Here is a 15,941-nt window from a genome sequence, read left to right on the forward strand (position 1 = left end):
TTTCGGCTAATATGCCCCCCACTCAAACAAGAACAGGGCTTGCCGCGATCCATGTCGGAAAAAGACACCATCTCCATTCAACTGGTGCGTGAAGCACTGTTGCAAAGCTGCGCGCCGGGCATTGCCACGGATGAGGTGTTGAGCAAGGTTGGTATCGACCCACAGCTGCTGGGCAGCACCGACGCCCGTGTTCCGGCCACGGCTTATGCGCGGCTGTGGCGGTTACTGGCCCGGCGCGGGGATGATGAGTTCTTTGGCATGGACCCGCGCAAACTCAAATCCGGCAGCTTCGCGTTCCTGTGTCGCAGCGCCATGCTTGAGCCCAACGTGGCGGCGGGAGTGGCCAGCGGCCTGGGGTTCCTGTCGCTGATCCTCGAACACCTGCCGGCGCAGTTGGTGCGTCAGCAAAGCCTGGCGGAAATCGTCCTGCTGGAGGACGACAAGGACCCGCGCCGGGCCTTCACCTATTTCACCTACTGGATGATCGTGCACGGTGTTGCCTGCTGGCTGGCAGGGCGACGGATTCCGATCCTGGCCATCGAACTGCGCTGTTCGAAGCCGGATTTCTGCGATGACTATCAGGTGATGTTTTCCGAGAACCTACGCTTCGACCGCCCGCGGACGCGGATGATTTTCTCCGCCGATTGCCTGGACCTGCCCATCAAGCGCAGCCCTGAAGAACTCGAGCGATTCCTGGCTCGTGCGCCGGCGAACATTCTGGTCAAGTACCGCGATCCGCAGAGCCTGGCCAGCCGCATCAAACACGACCTGCGCCATCTGCCGGCCGAACACTGGCCGGAAACCGAAGCCCTGGCGCAACGCCTGTGCATGTCGGCTTCAACCTTGCGCCGCCGACTGGCCGAAGAAGGGCAAACCTATCAAGGCCTCAAGGACGGCGTGCGCAAGGAGCTGGCAATCGTCTGGTTGGCCGAGCCGGCGATCAGCTTCAGTGAAATCGCCACGCGGCTGGGGTTCGCTGACGTCAGTTCGTTCTACAAGGCGTTTCGCAAGTGGTCGGGGTCAAATCCGGGGCATTACCGCAGCCTGATTCTCAATGACACCGAGTGAATTGCTCGCAGGTTTTCAACGGGTGCCAGTGATCGGCCCAGGCAGATTGAGTGTGCCACTGTCGACGAAACGCATCGTGTTGAACACCCCACCCGAGAGCTTGCCGCGCAGGACATAAGGCATGTTGTTGAGCGTTTTCATCTGGCTGATACCATAGGTCTGGCGAATCACCGAAAATGCCGAAACGCTGACCGGCACGGTCACGATGGTGTCGGAAAAGCGCCCGATCGTACCTCTCTCATCGGTGACGCCTGAGGCGAAGGGCTGGCCGTTGATGTCCAGGTCCAGGGCGACGCCGCTGTAGGTGAGGGTGGTGTCATTGGGGTTCTGCACGCGGATTCTCACGGCAAAACGCACTTCCATGCCCTCGCCTTGCAGGGGCTCGACACCCACGACGTTGATTTTCAACGGGTCTCGATTGGGCAGCGAGGAACAGGCGCTCAGGCAGAGCAGGAGGGAAATCAGGACCGCGTGGAGGCTGCGCATGGAGGTGCTCTCATCTGAAAAAGGCTGAACCGCCAGCGGCTCAGCCATTGAGCCCGACTAGTGGTTCGACTGTGCGACCACCGCAGCCTTTGCGGGTTCATCCCTGGCGGTCACATCTGGGTTCTGCATGACCTGAAGCACCGAGGCCTCAGGATCGAATTCGTCCTCTTCCAGTTCGATGAATTCCTCGGGCAGGAAGATATTAAGAACGATAGCGCACAGCGCGCCGACGGTGATGGGCGATTCGAAAATGTTGTGCAGGGCCTTGGGCAGTTCACGCAAGACCTCCGGCACGGCGGCCACGCCCAGGCCCATGCCGATGGAAATCGCCACGATCAGCATGTTGCGCCGATGCAGGCCCGCCTCGGCGAGAATCTTGATCCCGGCCACGGCGACGGTGCCGAACATCACCAGTTCCGCGCCACCGAGCACCGGTTTCGGCATCAGTTGCAGTACCGCGCCGATCATTGGGAACAGGCCAAGCACCACCAGCAATCCTGCAATGAAAAACGCCACGTAGCGGCTGGCCACGCCCGTGAGCTGGATCACCCCGTTGTTCTGGGCGAAGGTCACCATCGGCATGCTGTTGAACACCGCCGCCATGGCCGAGTTGAGGCCATCGGCGAGCAGGCCGGACTTGATCCGGCGAATGTACACCGGGCCTTTGACCGGTTGCCGGGAGATCATCGAGTTGGCCGTGAGGTCACCGGCGGCCTCCAGCGGCGACACCAGGAAGATCACCGCCACCGGAATGAACGCCACCCAATCGAAGGAGAACCCGTACTTGAACGGTACCGGTACGCTCATCAGCGGGACTTCGGGCAGGCTGTTGAAATCCACCTGGCCCGTGAGCCATGCCACCCCGTAGCCCAGGGTCAGGCCGATGACAATCGCCCCCAGGCGCAGAAACGGCACGTCCACCCGGTTCAACACCACGATGGTGCCCAGCACCAGCGCCGCCAGGGCCAGGTGACTGGCCGCCCCCAGATCCGGGGCGCCGAAGCCGCCGGCGATGTCGGTCATCGCCACCTTGATCAGCGACAAGCCCATCAGCGTGATGATCGTCCCGGTCACCACCGGGGTGATCAGCATGCGCAGTTTGCCGATGAACTGGCTCAGCACCACTTCGATGAACGCGGCAAAAAAGCACACGCCGAAGATGGTCGAGAGAATCTCGTCGGTGCCGCCGCCCCGGGCCTTGACCATGAAACCGGCGCTGAGAATCACACTGATGAACGAGAAACTGGTGCCTTGCAGGCACAACAGGCCGGAGCCTACCGGGCCGAAGCGCCGCGCCTGCACGAAGGTGCCCAGGCCGGAAACGAACAGCGCCATGCTGATCAGGTAAGGAATTTCGCTTTGCAGGCCCAGGGCACTGCCCATGATCAGCGTCGGGGTGATGATGCCGACGAAACTTGCCAGCACGTGTTGCAGGGCGGCAAAGACGGTGGCGGTCAGATGCGGGCGGTCATCGAGGCCGTAGATCAGGTCGCTGTGGCGTGGAGCGGGGGCTTTTTCGGAGGCGGTCATGGTGGTTTGCGTGCCAGAAGGCGGGCCGGGTCAGAAAATGGAGGCGCAGGATGCCAGAACCGCCCGGCCACGGCAAAAGAACCTCTAAAACAGCGACTTACAATCTTGGGGCGAGCACCTCGCCGACGCTGCGGCGTTTGGCGTGCAGTTGGCTGGCCTGGATCAACTGCTCGAGGTCTTCGGGGGTGACGTCATAGAACGCTTCCATGTCGGCCAACGCCAGTTTCAGGTCTTCGGCGGTGATGGCCTGACGGTCGACCGGCGAGTGATCGGCAGGAATCCTGGCCACCGTCTCGCTGGCGCTCTTGGGGTAACGAACACGGGTCAGGTTGTTGTAGGCCAGGGCGCAGAACAGCATCGTCGCCGCGCTGAGCATCACCGGCCCAATGGCTCTCCAGTCCATGGCAATGGTCGCCGGATCGGCCAGCACCAGGGTCAGGGCCAAGGCACCGGCCGGCGGATGCAGGCACCGCAGCCAGCACATCAGGATCAACGCCATGCCCGCCGCCAGGCAAGCGCTTCCCAGGGTTCGGCCTAACACATGAGCCACCAGCAAGGCAATCACCCCGGCGCTCAGGTAGCCGCCGAGAATCGACCAGGGCTGGGCGAGCGCGCCCGAAGACACGGCAAACAACAGCACCGCCGAGGCCCCCAGCGGGCCGATCAGGTGCTGGGCCACCTCGATGCCGAACACCTGGCTACAGAGCCACACGCTCATCAGGGTCCCCAGGGCCATGCCGATGGCAGCGCGGCTCCATTCGGTGGGGCGGGTATTGATGGCGGCGGGCAACCAGCGGGCAAGCATTTAGAGAAGACTCCGACAGAAAAAATCGAGGCAAAAAAAAGGCTTAGCTGGGGAACCCAGAAAGCCCTTGAAGTTGTTCCAACTGTTGGGGGAGGAACGCGCACAGTTTGCCGTTCAATCCTGCTGCTGACAAATTCATATTAATGAGCTTTCAGTGCATTAATTTTGCTTTAAATTGCGCCGTCGGCCGCTTGTGTAGCACAGCAAACCGCCCAGGGCAGCGAGTGTACTCAAGGCATAAAACATCGTCGGCGCCGGGGTGTGCATCAACATGAAGCCGCAAATCACCGGACTCAGCGCACCGCCAAGGGCCGCAAGGTTTTGCGCGCCGTAGTAGCTGCCCCGCAGATCTTCCGGTGCCAGGGTGTCGACGAACAGAAACTCGGCCGGGTAAATGATGATTTCACCGAGGGTGAAGATGAACATCGCCACGCACCAACTCACCAGGCTGTCCGCCAGGCTGAAGCCGATCAGCCCGAGGATGAACAGGCCGGTGCCGGCCACGATCCATTGGCGCAGTTGCTCGCGCTTGAGAAAACGCCCGATCTGGTATTGCAGCAAGATCACACTGATGGCATTGCACGCGAGCAGGGCGGCCATGATCTCCATGGTGTGCCGGGGATTGCTGGTCACCAGCAGGTACTGCGACAGGTAAAAGGTAAATCGCCCGTGCACCACGGTGCTGAGCAGACAACCGGCGGTGAACAGAATCAGGGTACGGTCGTTTTTCAGGGTGATCAGGGTTTTGAGGAAACTCTGCGCCTGGCCGCTGGCAGGGGAGCGCGCCGGGTCCTTCGCGATTCCGGTCATCAGGAAAATACTGAAAAAAGCGATGGCCGCAGCGATCAGGAAGGGGGCACTGGCAAAAGCACCGGCAATCAGTACACCGAGCATCGGCCCGACCGCATAGCCGATGTTGGTCAGCGTATAGCTCAGGGAAAACGCCTTGGCGCGCTGACCCACCGGGAGGTTTTCGCTGAGGATCGCTTTCGAACCGATCAGGAACAGCGATGAAGCGGTTTCGGTGACGATCAGGGTGATCGTGGTCAGGTAGAGGTTTTCAGCAAAGGTCAGCAACACCAGGCCGACCGCGCTGGACGCCATCGAGAGAATCAGCAAGCGGCGTTTTTCGAAGCGATCGATGATGTAGCCGCCATACAGGGAGAGCAGGGTGGCGATGAACACCGCGATGCCGAGCAGCAAGCCAACGTCCTGTTGGTTGAGGCCCAGCTTGTCGCTGACGAACAGGGTGAGCAAAGGGCTGGTGATGGCGCGGCTGACGACAATGGTCAGCGAGCAGATCAGCAGGCGGCGGATGAGGGGGGAGTAGCTGGTCACGGCGCGAATATCCTTATTCGATCGGGCCGGCATCAGCCCGATCGTGAGCGCTACTCTAGCAGCCGGATACTCGGTCGTTGCAACGGGATTCAATTGAGGTGCAGCAGCACGAAATCGTTCTTGTCGAACCGCCCGCTCAACACGGGTGGCAACGCACCTATAGCCGTGCCTTGCAGTGTCTTGTAAACGTTCAGGTCCATCATCAGCCACGCCGGGCCCTTGAGGGCGTCAAGTTCCCGGGGTGAATCGGTGAACTCCGGTTGCAGGCCTTGATTGATGTTGACCATGAACTTGATGGCTTTGGCATCCTTGCCCATCGCGTGCATTACCAAGGGGGCGGGGTCTTCTTGAACCCGTTCAAAGGCTTCGTGGCTGAAGGTCCGGGTGTCGTAAAGCTGTCGCTGGATCGGCTCGAACTGCAGGATATATAACGACCACAGTGCCAGGACCGCGCAAAGAGCGAGAATCTGTGCGCGCCATCGAGGTTGCTTGAACGCTGCCACGGCGACCGCTTGCAACACGCCGAGAATGATGAACAACGAAGTGAGGTGAGCCACGTCTTCGGGGAATCTTCGCTGTATCACCAGCAAGGTCACGATCAGCATCCCTGGGATCAGTAGCCAAAGCCCCTGCATCAATACGCGCAGCCAACTGAATAGCCGACCTTGCACGGCGTAAAACGGATAGGCCGCAATGATCGCCGCCATGGGCAGCATCGGCAGCAGGTAACGGGCCTTTTTCGCCAGCGGGACGGAAAGGCCGACCATCACGATCAACCCGGCGGCCGCGCAGTACAGCATCAGGCGCAATCCCGGGCCTGACTGTTGTCGGCCAGAAGCTGCGACCGCCATCAGCGCCAGCACTGCCAGCGGCCAGGCCAGTGCGTAGTTGCCTGGCGAACTGGTGAAGTAATACATCACCTCATTGGAGCCTTCGCTACCATCCATGCGTCCCATGAACTGCATGCGAATCACATCCTGCAAGAAGGCCGGGCCGCCACTGACGTCCGCCAGCCACAACAAAAGCCCGACGCACACCGCCAGCAGCAAGGAGGCCAGCAATCCGAAGACCAGCAACCGTCGCCATTGGCGATTTACCAGGAAATAGCCGCACAGCATCCCCGCAGGAATGACCAGGCCGATGGGCCCACGAATCCAGAAGCCCAGCATCAGCAAGGCAAAGACCAGGACCCATCGGCGCGGCGCCGCAAAGTGATCGGCGGCATAGCCCAGGTAGAACACGCTGAACGCGACGGCCGCCAGCATCAGGTCGAGGGAAACTGCGCGGGTTTCGGTGATGAAGGTGTTGGTCAACAGCATCAAGGCGATGCTCAGCAGCGCCCAACGCGGGGAGTAGGGCGCCAACAGGCGGTACATCAAGGTGACGATGACCGCCGCGGCGATGGCGCTCGGCAGCCATGCGGTCAGGCTGGTGACCTGGCCGAACGGCAGTGAAAGCAGCCAGATGAATACCGTTGAAAGACCCGAATAGTCGGCGTAGGGCTGACCATAGGTCGTCGGAAAAAACGACGGTCCATTGCGCAGCATCTCCTGGGCGAACAGCACGAAGCGCGAATCGAAACCGATGGCCGCTTGCTGGTAAATCCCGGCGCAGAACAACAACAGCGCCAACAGGCCCAGCGCAAGGGACTGTTGGCGGATGTGAGGGATCATGGTGTTCAGGCGACCACTGACTCGCCAATCCATTGCTGGTACGGAATAGGCAATTTGCTCGACTCGCCCCGGCCGATCGGGAAGTAGGTGAAACCGATGCGTGCCAGACGGTCTGCGTCGTACAGGTTGCGGCCGTCGAAGATCACCGGTGCGTTGAGCCGCTGCTGGATCAGCTCGAAGTCCGGCGCCTTGAACTGTTGCCATTCGGTGCAGATGATCAGTGCATCGGCACCGGACAGGACTGACTCGGGGGTACCCATGAGCATCAGTTTCGATTCATCGGGATACAGCTTCTGGGTTTCCTGCATGGCTTCCGGATCGAATGCACGGACATTTGCCCCGGCAGCCCACAAGGATTCGAGCAGCACCCGGCTTGGCGCATCGCGCATGTCGTCGGTGTTTGGCTTGAACGCCAGGCCCCACAAGGCAAAGGTCCTGCCACGCAAATCGCCCTTGTAGAACGCGTTGATGCGCTCGAACAGCTTGTATTTCTGCCGCTCGTTGATGGCTTCCACCGCTTGCAGCAGGTCGCTGGAGCAATGGGCTTGCTCGGCGCTGTGGATCAGGGCGCGCATGTCCTTTGGGAAGCATGAGCCACCGTAGCCGCAACCGGGGTAGATGAAGTGGTAGCCAATGCGCGAGTCGGCACCGATGCCCAAGCGTACCGATTCGATGTCGGCACCCAGGTGCTCGGCCAGTTCGGCGATCTGGTTGATGAAGCTGATCTTGGTCGCCAGCATGCAGTTGGCGGCGTACTTGGTCAACTCGGCGCTGCGCAGGTCCATGAACATGATGCGTTCATGGTTGCGGTTGAAGGGCGAGTACAGGTCTCGCATCACCTCACGCACTTCTTCGCGCTCGCAGCCCACGACGATACGGTCCGGGCGACGGCAATCGGCCACCGCCGAACCTTCTTTCAAGAACTCCGGGTTGGAGACGACATCGAACTGCAATACGCGCCCGGCGTTGAGCAGGCATTTGTCGATGTGTGCACGCAAGGCATCGCCGGTGCCGACCGGGACGGTGGACTTCTCCACCAGGATCGCCGGTTGCTGGCGATGACGCGCCACTGCGTCGCCCACCGACATCACGTAGCGTAGGTCCGCCGAGCCGTCGTCCCGGGACGGAGTACCGACCGCGATGAACAGCACCTCACCATGCTCAACGGCGAATTTTTCGTCGCTGCTGAACTGCAACCGCTTGGCATCCAGGCCTTCGCGTACCAGGCTGGCCAGCCCGGGTTCGAAGATACTCACGTGGCCCTGTTGGAGCAGTTCGACTTTTTTCTCGTCCACGTCCATGCAGACCACATCGTGGCCTACTTCCGCCAATACCGCTGCCTGCACCAGGCCGACATAACCGCTACCAAACACACTGATTTTCATGGGGCACTCCTTGATTCGGGCGCACGAGCAGGTCGAGAATTGATGGTAATGACGCCGAGGATGACCAATGCCACGCCAAGGCTTTTCGTAAGGCTGAACGTTTCGTTGAACAGCGGCAGGCTGGCGGCCAGCAGGTACACCAGCGCGTAGCTGATACTCAACAACGAATACGCACGGCCCAGGGGCAGGTCCCGCAGCGCGACGAGCCAGCAGAGCATCGACAGGGCGTAGGCGACGATGGCCAGGAACACCACGGCAACCGCTGTCAGGTCGATGGGGGCGCTGAGCCATTGTTCGGGTTGTGGCAGGTGACTCATGCTCCAGCGCATGCCCAGTTGGGCGGCGCTGACCAGCAAAACACTGCCCAGTGCGAAGGTGATGCCGCGACTCAGGTTCATGCGTGTTGCCCCAGTAGTGCCACGCCGCCGATCACCAGTGCCACACCCAGCCAGTGGCGGCTGTCGATGGTTTCGTGGAACACGAAGCGCGCCACCAGGGTGATCAGCACGAAGTTCAGGCTGAGCATCGGGTAGGCAATCCCGACTTCCAGGCGTTGCAGCACCAGCAACCACACCAGCAGGCCCAGCCCCAGGGAGGCCAGGGCCAGCCAAAGCCAGGGCGAGCGCAGTTTCTCCGCCCAGCCGGATGGTTGGGCGCGCCAGCTTTCTACCGCATATTTCTGGGCAATCTGGCCCAGGCAGGTGAGCAGGCAGGCCACCAGTAGCAATAGCAGGCTCATGGTGCCGCCTGAGGAATGATCAAAATCACCAGATTGCCTTGTTCGTATCGCTTGCCTTCTTTAGGCAACTGTTCAAGTTCGCGCAGCTCTTCTTCGCCCTTGACCCGCATGACCACACCGACCGAACCTTGCTGGCGGGCGTCGTGCATCCACTGTTGCACCTGATCGGAGTTGACGCGCTGCTTAAGCGAGTCAGGATAGGCAAGGCCATATTTCAATTCGCCTATCGTGTTGAAAAAAGCCACTTCCGGCCGTTTCACCCGCCAGGACAACGCCGATGCGGCCCCCAGATCGTTACTTAACAATTTGGCACTCTGGCCAAGTTCCTGGGCATGATCGAGGATGAATTGGTCAGGGGTCTTATTGGCGACGACGGAGTTGGGCAGGCCCGCGGGCAGCAGGGCAGCGAGCAACAGGCTGCCAAAAGCCGGGGCGGCCCAGCATTGCAACGGGCGGAAGGCTTGCAGCAGGTTGGCCATGATCCAGCCGATCAAGCCGATGAACACCAACACCAGGTTGTGCAGTTCATGATCGTAAATCGGCTTTTTCAATTGCAGGTAAACCAGGGTCAGCAGGGCGACCACACCCACCACCAGGTTCAGCAGGCCGTTGATGCCCAGGGCACGACCTTGCTCCAGCTTCAATCGGTCAGCCAGCGCATGGCCGAGCAACAATGCCAGAGGCAGCATGCACGGCAGGATGTAGGCCGGCAACTTGCCCTTGCTCAGGCTGAAGAAGAACAACGGCATCCACAGCCACAGTAGCAGGAACGCGATATTGGACTGGCGTCGGGTTTGCCAGGCTTGCTTGAGCGCGGGTGGCAGCAAGGCAACCCATGGCGTGCTGAACGCCACCAGCAACGGCAGGTAGTACCACCACGGCGCATCATGCTGGGCATCGTCCCCGGCAAAACGGCGGATGTGCTCGTGCCAGAAGAAGAATCGCCAATAGTCGGGCTCCTGGGCGTGTACGGCCAGCGCCCACGGCAGGCTGACGACGATGGCGACCACGACCGCCACGGGGCCGTAGACCAGCAGTTCACGCCAGCGTTTTTGCCAGATCATCCAGGGCAGGGCGATCAGTACCGGCAACAGCCAGGCCAGGAAGCCCTTGGTCATGAAGCCCATGCCGCAAGCCAGGCCCAACACCGCCCATGCGATCAGGCGTTGCCCACGGCTCGTGCTGTCGAGCGCGAACCATAGCGCCACCAGGCTCAGATTCACCCAGAAGGTGAATTGCGGATCGAGGTTGGCATACCCCGCCATAGCCGCAATGATTGTGAAACTCATGAAGAGCATGGCGCAGGCGAAACTCTTGCGCGGCTCGTTCCACATCCGGCGGGCGACCAGATAGCACAGCAACACGCCCAGACCGGTGCTCAGCGCCGAGGCGAAACGCACCCCGAACAGGTTCTGGCCGAACAGCGCCTGCCCGAGTGCAATCATCCAGTAGCCGGCCGCGGGTTTTTCGAAATAGCGCACGTCCATGAAATGCGGCGACACCCAATTGCCGCTCAGGAGCATGCCCTGGCTGATCTGGGCGTAGCGGGTTTCGTCGGGAATCCATAAGCCATGACTGCCCAGCGGCAGCAGGTATGCCAGCGCCATCAAGGCCAGCAATAACGGCAAAGCCCAGCGTTTGCTCATGCGCCTTGCACTCCCAGCCAGCCTTCACGACCTTCGAGAGAACCACGTACCACACGGCCGACCGGCAAGCTGTCAGGGGCCTGGGGCAACAAATCGCCCAAGGGTTGAAAACGAATGTCGCGCTGACGCGCATCGTTGAGCAGTTGACGGAAATCGTTGGCCATCAGAATCCCTTCTACCTCGGCATGGATCGTGTAGACGTTGAGTTTTCCCGGGGTGAACCGGTCCAGGATGAAACTGTTGAAATCTTTGGCTGCGACGCTCGGACCGACCACTTCGTCGAAGGTCGGTAGGTCCACCGGGATTTGCGGCGTACCCAATTGCCCATTGGCCAGTCGCGGCCGGAACAGACTCTGGCCGCGGCAGTCGCTGTTGTAGCGAAAACCGAAGCCCTGTTTGGCTTCGATCACGCGCTCGTCGGCACGCCAGCCGGCGACCGCCGAGCAGTCGACTTTCTCGCCAAGAATGTCACTGAGCGTGTCTACGCCCTTGCGGATCTGTTCGATCAGTTGCGCGTCGCTCCAGGTCCCGGCATTGGCCTGCCAGCCATGGTGATCCCATGTGTGCAGTCCAACCTCATGCCCGGCATCCCGGGCCTGACGCATCAGATGCCCAAGATCGCGGCCAATCAGTTTTCCGGGCCATGCGGTACCAGCCAGCAGGATGTCCCAGCCATACAGGCCGGCTGCGTTGGAACGGAGCATTTTCCAGAGAAACTGTGGACGGATGAGGCGCCATAAGTGGCGCCCCATGTTGTCCGGCCCGACACTGAAGAAGAACGTCGCCTTGACCTGAGCTTCATCAAGGATTTCCAGCAGCCGGGGCACCCCTTCACGGGTGCCCCGATAGGTGTCGACATCAATCCGCAGTCCCGCCTGCATCAGCGCTTGTCCGCGATTTCGAGCATGGCCTCGCGCAGGAAGAAGTCCAGGGTGTTGCCGATGGTTTCGCTCATCTCAACGGTTGGCGTCCAGTCCAGCAGACGCTTGGCGTTGGCAATGCTTGGCTTGCGGTGCGAAACGTCCTGGTAACCGGTGCCGTAGAACGCCTTGCTTTCGATGTCGCGGAAACCGGCGAACGGAGGGAAATTGGCGCGCAGCGGGTGCGCTTCGAACTGACGCAGCAGCTCTTCGCCCAACTGACGGATGCTGGCCTCGTTGTCCGGGTTGCCGATGTTGATGATCTGGCCGTTGCAGACGTCGTTATCGTTGTCGATGATCCGCGCCAGTGCTTCCACACCGTCGGCGATGTCGGTGAAGCAACGTTTTTGCTCGCCACCGTCGAACAGGCGAATCGGCGTGCCTTCCACCAGGTTCAGGATCAGCTGGGTAATCGCCCGGGAGCTGCCGATTCGGGCAGAGTCCAGACGGTCCAGGCGTGGGCCCATCCAGTTGAACGGACGGAACAGGGTGAAGTTCAGGCCCTTCTGGCCATAAGCCCAGATCACGCGGTCCAGCAGTTGCTTGGAGACCGAGTAGATCCAGCGCTGCTTGTTGATCGGGCCGACCACCAGATTGGAGTTGTCCTCGTCGAAGTTAGGGTCCTGGCACATGCCATAGACTTCCGAGGTCGACGGGAAGATCACGCGCTTGTTGTACTTGACGCAGTAGCGAACCAGTTTCAGGTTCTCTTCGAAGTCCAGTTCGAATACCCGCAGCGGGTTACGGGTGTATTCGATTGGCGTTGCGATGGCCACTAGCGGCAGCACCACGTCGCACTTCTTGATGTGGTACTCGATCCACTCGGAGTGGATGCTGATGTCGCCTTCGACGAAGTGGAAGTTCGGGTGGCTGCGCAGGCGCTCGATGGCGTCCGAACCGATATCCAGGCCGTAGACTTCGTAGCGGTCGTCACTCAGCAGGCGCTCGGACAAGTGGTTGCCGATGAAGCCGTTGACGCCCAGGATCAGTACGCGGGTGCGGCGCGGGGCACGACCGGATTCGGCGCCGCGCAGCACGGAACCGTCCACCAGGCCCAGTTCGTTGGCCAGTTGCGGGCCGCTCAGGTACAGACCGTTGTCGTTGCGCTGGCCTGCGTTGATGACCAGCGAGTCTTGACCGCAGGCGATGCGCAGCGGGTCGACGCTGATGACGCAGCCCGGCGCCAGGCCTTCGTTGCCCTTGGCGACTTCGGCGCTCCAGACAATCAGCTTGTGCTCGCCCACCGCGCAGAAGGCGCCCGGGTATGGCTGGGTAACCGCGCGGACCAGGTTGAACAGTTCTTCGGCCGGTTTGGCCCAGACAAGTTTGCCGTCGGCCGGGGTGCGACGGCCGAACACCGTGGCCCTGGATTCGTCTTGCGGTGTTTCACTGGCCTTGCCTTGCAGCAGCGCCGGCAAGGTGTCACGCAGCAGGTCAGAGGCCGCCGTGCGCAATTTGGCGTGCAGGCTCAGCGCCGTGTCGCTGCGCTCGATCGCGACTTTCTGCTGGGCAACGATGGCGCCCGCGTCGGCACGCTTGACCATGCGGTGCAGGGTCACGCCGGTTTCGGTTTCGCCGTTGACCAGCACCCAGTTGGCCGGTGCACGACCACGGTAGCGCGGCAGCAGGGAACCGTGCAGGTTGAACGCGCCTTTGCGCGCGGTGGCCAGCAGTGGTTCGCCTAGAAGGTTGCGGTAGTAGAAGGAGAAAATGTAGTCGGGGTCGAGCTTGGCGATACGCTCGATCCACAGCGGATGGTTGGCATCTTCCGGTGCATGCACGGCAATGCCGTGGCGCGCGCACAGTTGCGCGACGGAGCCGTAGAACGCGTTCTCCTTCGGATCGTCGGCGTGGGTGAACACCGCTGCGATCTCGAAACCGGAGCAAAGCAGGGATTCGATGCCGGCGCAGCCAATATCGTGATAGGCGAAGACAACAGCTTTTGCACTCATGAAGAAACCTGATCTGAAGAAGTGGAAGTAAGGCCGTCGACGGTAACAACGGAAGCAGGGGAGGCGGGCTGGCTACGCAGCACCTTTTCAATGAAAAAGCGCGGACGTGCTCGCACGTCGCTGTACATGCGGCCCAGGTACTCACCCAGCAGGCCCATGCCGATGAATTGACCACCCGTGAAGACGAACAGCACGGCGAACAGTACGAAGGTACCGCCACCGGCCCATCCGGCGCCGAACACCAGGCGCAGCAGGACCAAGGCGATGGCGAACAGCATGCCCAGGGCCGCCATGCCGACGCCGACGATGCTCAACAGTCGCAGCGGCGTGGTGGTCATGCAGGTGACCAGGTCGAACATCAGGTTGATCAGGCGCATGGGGCTGTACTTGGAGTCACCGTGTTCACGCTCGGCGTGGGTCACGAGGATTTCCGTGGTGTGGCGGGCAAAGCTGTTGGCCAGGATCGGAATGAAGGTGCTGCGTTCACGACAGGCGAGCATGGCATCGACGATGGTGCGTCGGTAGGCCCGCAGCATGCAGCCGTAGTCGCTCATGGCCACGCCGGTGGAGCGTTGCACGGCGAGGTTGATCAGCTTCGATGGCCAGCGGCGCAGGGCCGAGTCCTGGCGGTTGTTGCGTACCGTCGCGACGACGTCGTAGCCAAGTTCGGCCTGCTCGATCAGTCGCGGGATTTCTTCAGGCGGGTTTTGCAGGTCGGCATCGAGGGTGATGACGACATCGCCCTTGCACTGCTCGAAACCGGCCATGATCGCTGCGTGCTGGCCGTAGTTGCGGTTGAGGATGACCGCCACCACCGGGCTGCCTTCGCGGGAAGCGGCATCTTCAAGAATCTGTGCGGAGTCGTCACGGCTGCCGTCGTCGACCAGAACGATCTCGTAGGGATGGGTCAATTGCTGACAGGCTGCTTCGGTGCGACGAAGCAACTCCGGCAGGCTTTCCTGTTCGTTGTAGACCGGAATGACGATCGAAACGAAGTTGATTGGGTAAGGTCTCAAAGGCTTCTGTCCATGCAGTTTTCAATGGCGCCGACGACGCGCTCGACATCATCGGTGGTCATGTCGGGGAACAAGGGGATCGAACACAGCCGCGCCGAATTCCATTCGGTGTTGGGCAGGTAGAGGTTGGGGTAACGTTGTCGATAGTAGGTGTGCAGGTGCGTTGCAATGAAGTGAATGCCGGTGCCGATATTCTGTTCCTGGAGGGCTTTCATGAACGCTTCGCGATCCAGACCGCAGCGCTCGGCGTCGATGCGCAGGATGAACAGGTGCCAGGCGTGCTTTTGCGAATGGGCGGGGACGGCCAGGGGTTGCACCGGCAGGCCTTCCAGACGCTGCAGGTAGGCCTGCGCCAATTGAGCGCGCTTGGCGTTGATCTCGTCCAGGCGTTCCAGTTGCACCAGCGCGATGGCCGCGTTGATGTCGGCCAGGTTGTACTTGAAGCCTGGCTCGATCACTTGGGCCTGGGGCTTGCGGCCATGGGTCAGGCGATCGTAGGCATCAACCCCGAGCCCGTGAAACTTGAGCATGCGTACCCGCGAGGCCAGGGCTTCATCGTCGCTGACGAACATGGCGCCTTCGGCGCAGGTCATGTTCTTGATTGCGTGGAACGAGAAGATCGCCGTGCCTTTGGAGCCGACGTGACGACCTTTGTAGTAGGTGCCAGCCGCGTGGGCGGCGTCTTCGATCACGGCAATGCCGTGTTTGTCGGCCAGGGCGTAGAGCGGGTCGAGGTCGAATGCCGCACCGGCGTAATGCACCGGGATGATGGCTTTGGTGCGCGGCGTGATCGCAGCTTCGATAGAGGCCACGTCGGTCATCAACGTGTCGCGGTCAACGTCGACGAACACCGGCGTGGCACCCAGCAGGGTGATCATGTTGGCGGTGGATACCCAGGTCTGCGAGGGTGTAATGACTTCATCGCCGGGACCGACACCCAATGCCAGCAGGGTGATATGCATCCCGCCGGTGGCCGAGGAAAGTGCCACGGCATGTCGGCAACCGACGTAGTTGGCGAAGTGTTCTTCCAGCGCCTGGTTCTTCGGCCCGGTAGTGATCCATCCGGAACGCAATACTTGCTCTACGGCTGCGATTTCTTCGTCGCCGATACCGGGACGGGAGAAAGGGAGAAACGTCTGACTCATGGGCACCTCAGGGGCTGAAACGTAAATAGCCTTTGAGGCTAAAAGGGATCCAAAAATCAGCTTAGACGCTAAATCAGAACCTGCGCCAAATCAACTAGTTACCGGTTGGCGGTAAAAAACTGCATCGGTTGACTTTTTTCGCTACGGGCGGCAGGTTGGAGGTCCATCCGGGTGGCGCCGACTTTATAGAAGGTTATGCCCGATTTTGTGAAAGGAACATGAAAAAACGGTTGGGGAA

At 60.9% G+C, this 15,941-nt stretch carries 14 protein-coding genes; 1 reads left to right on the forward strand and 13 read right to left on the reverse strand.

What is annotated here, in order from left to right; translation table 11 throughout:
* Positions 1-51: 51 nt before the first annotated feature.
* Positions 52-1,068: an AraC family transcriptional regulator gene (locus tag PMI34_RS07805; protein ID WP_008052185.1), complete on the forward strand. Its 1,017-nt coding sequence runs from the start codon at positions 52-54 to the stop codon at positions 1,066-1,068.
* 15 nt (positions 1,069-1,083) lie between these two features.
* On the opposite strand, the gene PMI34_RS07800 is transcribed toward PMI34_RS07805, so the two are convergent.
* The 13 genes from PMI34_RS07800 to arnB form a co-directional block, all read right to left on the reverse strand.
* On the reverse strand, positions 1,084-1,554 hold the full coding sequence (locus tag PMI34_RS07800) for an LEA type 2 family protein (protein WP_008052186.1): 471 nt from the start codon (positions 1,552-1,554) through the stop codon (positions 1,084-1,086).
* 57 nt (positions 1,555-1,611) lie between these two features.
* Positions 1,612-3,084 (reverse strand): nucleobase:cation symporter-2 family protein, encoded by a 1,473-nt coding sequence (locus tag PMI34_RS07795; protein WP_008052187.1) that lies wholly within the window; start codon positions 3,082-3,084, stop codon positions 1,612-1,614.
* A 97-nt stretch (positions 3,085-3,181) separates the two neighbouring features.
* Positions 3,182-3,889 carry an HPP family protein gene (locus PMI34_RS07790; RefSeq protein WP_008052188.1) on the reverse strand — a complete coding sequence of 236 codons (708 nt, stop codon included), beginning with the start codon at positions 3,887-3,889 and terminating at the stop codon, positions 3,182-3,184.
* 159 nt (positions 3,890-4,048) lie between these two features.
* A complete protein-coding gene (locus tag PMI34_RS07785; RefSeq protein WP_008052189.1) occupies positions 4,049-5,227 on the reverse strand; it encodes an MFS transporter in 1,179 nt (392 codons plus the stop codon).
* 89 nt (positions 5,228-5,316) lie between these two features.
* Positions 5,317-6,900, reverse strand: coding sequence for an ArnT family glycosyltransferase (locus PMI34_RS07780; RefSeq protein WP_238538798.1), 1,584 nt, complete (start codon positions 6,898-6,900; stop codon positions 5,317-5,319).
* A 5-nt stretch (positions 6,901-6,905) separates the two neighbouring features.
* Entirely contained in the window at positions 6,906-8,285 is a 1,380-nt protein-coding gene (locus tag PMI34_RS07775) for a UDP-glucose dehydrogenase family protein (protein WP_008052191.1), read from the reverse strand.
* Positions 8,282-8,683 carry a 4-amino-4-deoxy-L-arabinose-phosphoundecaprenol flippase subunit ArnF gene (arnF, locus tag PMI34_RS07770; protein ID WP_008052192.1) on the reverse strand — a complete coding sequence of 134 codons (402 nt, stop codon included), beginning with the start codon at positions 8,681-8,683 and terminating at the stop codon, positions 8,282-8,284. Before arnF ends, PMI34_RS07775 begins: the two co-directional genes overlap by 4 nt.
* The gene (gene arnE, locus PMI34_RS07765; RefSeq protein ID WP_008052193.1) at positions 8,680-9,024 is read right to left on the reverse strand and encodes a 4-amino-4-deoxy-L-arabinose-phosphoundecaprenol flippase subunit ArnE; all 345 of its coding nucleotides are present in this window, start codon (positions 9,022-9,024) and stop codon (positions 8,680-8,682) included. Before arnE ends, arnF begins: the two co-directional genes overlap by 4 nt.
* Positions 9,021-10,670, reverse strand: coding sequence for a lipid IV(A) 4-amino-4-deoxy-L-arabinosyltransferase (gene arnT / locus PMI34_RS07760; protein WP_008052195.1), 1,650 nt, complete (start codon positions 10,668-10,670; stop codon positions 9,021-9,023). The genes arnE and arnT overlap by 4 nt, the downstream gene beginning before the upstream one ends.
* A complete protein-coding gene (gene arnD / locus PMI34_RS07755; RefSeq protein WP_008052196.1) occupies positions 10,667-11,551 on the reverse strand; it encodes a 4-deoxy-4-formamido-L-arabinose-phosphoundecaprenol deformylase in 885 nt (294 codons plus the stop codon). Before arnD ends, arnT begins: the two co-directional genes overlap by 4 nt.
* Positions 11,551-13,542, reverse strand: coding sequence for a bifunctional UDP-4-amino-4-deoxy-L-arabinose formyltransferase/UDP-glucuronic acid oxidase ArnA (arnA, locus tag PMI34_RS07750; RefSeq protein ID WP_008052197.1), 1,992 nt, complete (start codon positions 13,540-13,542; stop codon positions 11,551-11,553). Before arnA ends, arnD begins: the two co-directional genes overlap by 1 nt.
* Positions 13,539-14,558, reverse strand: a complete 1,020-nt coding sequence (gene arnC / locus PMI34_RS07745; protein ID WP_008052198.1) for an undecaprenyl-phosphate 4-deoxy-4-formamido-L-arabinose transferase — start codon at positions 14,556-14,558, stop codon at positions 13,539-13,541. Before arnC ends, arnA begins: the two co-directional genes overlap by 4 nt.
* Positions 14,555-15,703 (reverse strand): UDP-4-amino-4-deoxy-L-arabinose aminotransferase, encoded by a 1,149-nt coding sequence (gene arnB / locus PMI34_RS07740; RefSeq protein WP_008052199.1) that lies wholly within the window; start codon positions 15,701-15,703, stop codon positions 14,555-14,557. The genes arnC and arnB overlap by 4 nt, the downstream gene beginning before the upstream one ends.
* Positions 15,704-15,941 lie beyond the last annotated feature (238 nt).

Origin of the sequence: Pseudomonas sp. GM74 (assembly GCF_000282455.1) — a bacterium.
Classification (GTDB): Bacteria; Pseudomonadota; Gammaproteobacteria; order Pseudomonadales; family Pseudomonadaceae; genus Aquipseudomonas.

What these genes read in the sequence shown, in the direction of transcription:
- PMI34_RS07805 (WP_008052185.1), top strand. Translation starts at nt 52, where the DNA reads ATGTCGGAAAAAGACACCATCTCCATTCAACTGGTGCGTGAAGCACTG.
- PMI34_RS07800 (WP_008052186.1), bottom strand. Translation starts at nt 1,554, where the DNA reads ATGCGCAGCCTCCACGCGGTCCTGATTTCCCTCCTGCTCTGCCTGAGC.
- PMI34_RS07795 (WP_008052187.1), bottom strand. Translation starts at nt 3,084, where the DNA reads ATGACCGCCTCCGAAAAAGCCCCCGCTCCACGCCACAGCGACCTGATC.
- PMI34_RS07790 (WP_008052188.1), bottom strand. Translation starts at nt 3,889, where the DNA reads ATGCTTGCCCGCTGGTTGCCCGCCGCCATCAATACCCGCCCCACCGAA.
- PMI34_RS07780 (WP_238538798.1), bottom strand. Translation starts at nt 6,900, where the DNA reads ATGATCCCTCACATCCGCCAACAGTCCCTTGCGCTGGGCCTGTTGGCG.
- PMI34_RS07775 (WP_008052191.1), bottom strand. Translation starts at nt 8,285, where the DNA reads ATGAAAATCAGTGTGTTTGGTAGCGGTTATGTCGGCCTGGTGCAGGCA.
- arnF (WP_008052192.1), bottom strand. Translation starts at nt 8,683, where the DNA reads ATGAACCTGAGTCGCGGCATCACCTTCGCACTGGGCAGTGTTTTGCTG.
- arnE (WP_008052193.1), bottom strand. Translation starts at nt 9,024, where the DNA reads ATGAGCCTGCTATTGCTACTGGTGGCCTGCCTGCTCACCTGCCTGGGC.
- arnT (WP_008052195.1), bottom strand. Translation starts at nt 10,670, where the DNA reads ATGAGCAAACGCTGGGCTTTGCCGTTATTGCTGGCCTTGATGGCGCTG.
- arnD (WP_008052196.1), bottom strand. Translation starts at nt 11,551, where the DNA reads ATGCAGGCGGGACTGCGGATTGATGTCGACACCTATCGGGGCACCCGT.
- arnA (WP_008052197.1), bottom strand. Translation starts at nt 13,542, where the DNA reads ATGAGTGCAAAAGCTGTTGTCTTCGCCTATCACGATATTGGCTGCGCC.
- arnB (WP_008052199.1), bottom strand. Translation starts at nt 15,703, where the DNA reads ATGAGTCAGACGTTTCTCCCTTTCTCCCGTCCCGGTATCGGCGACGAA.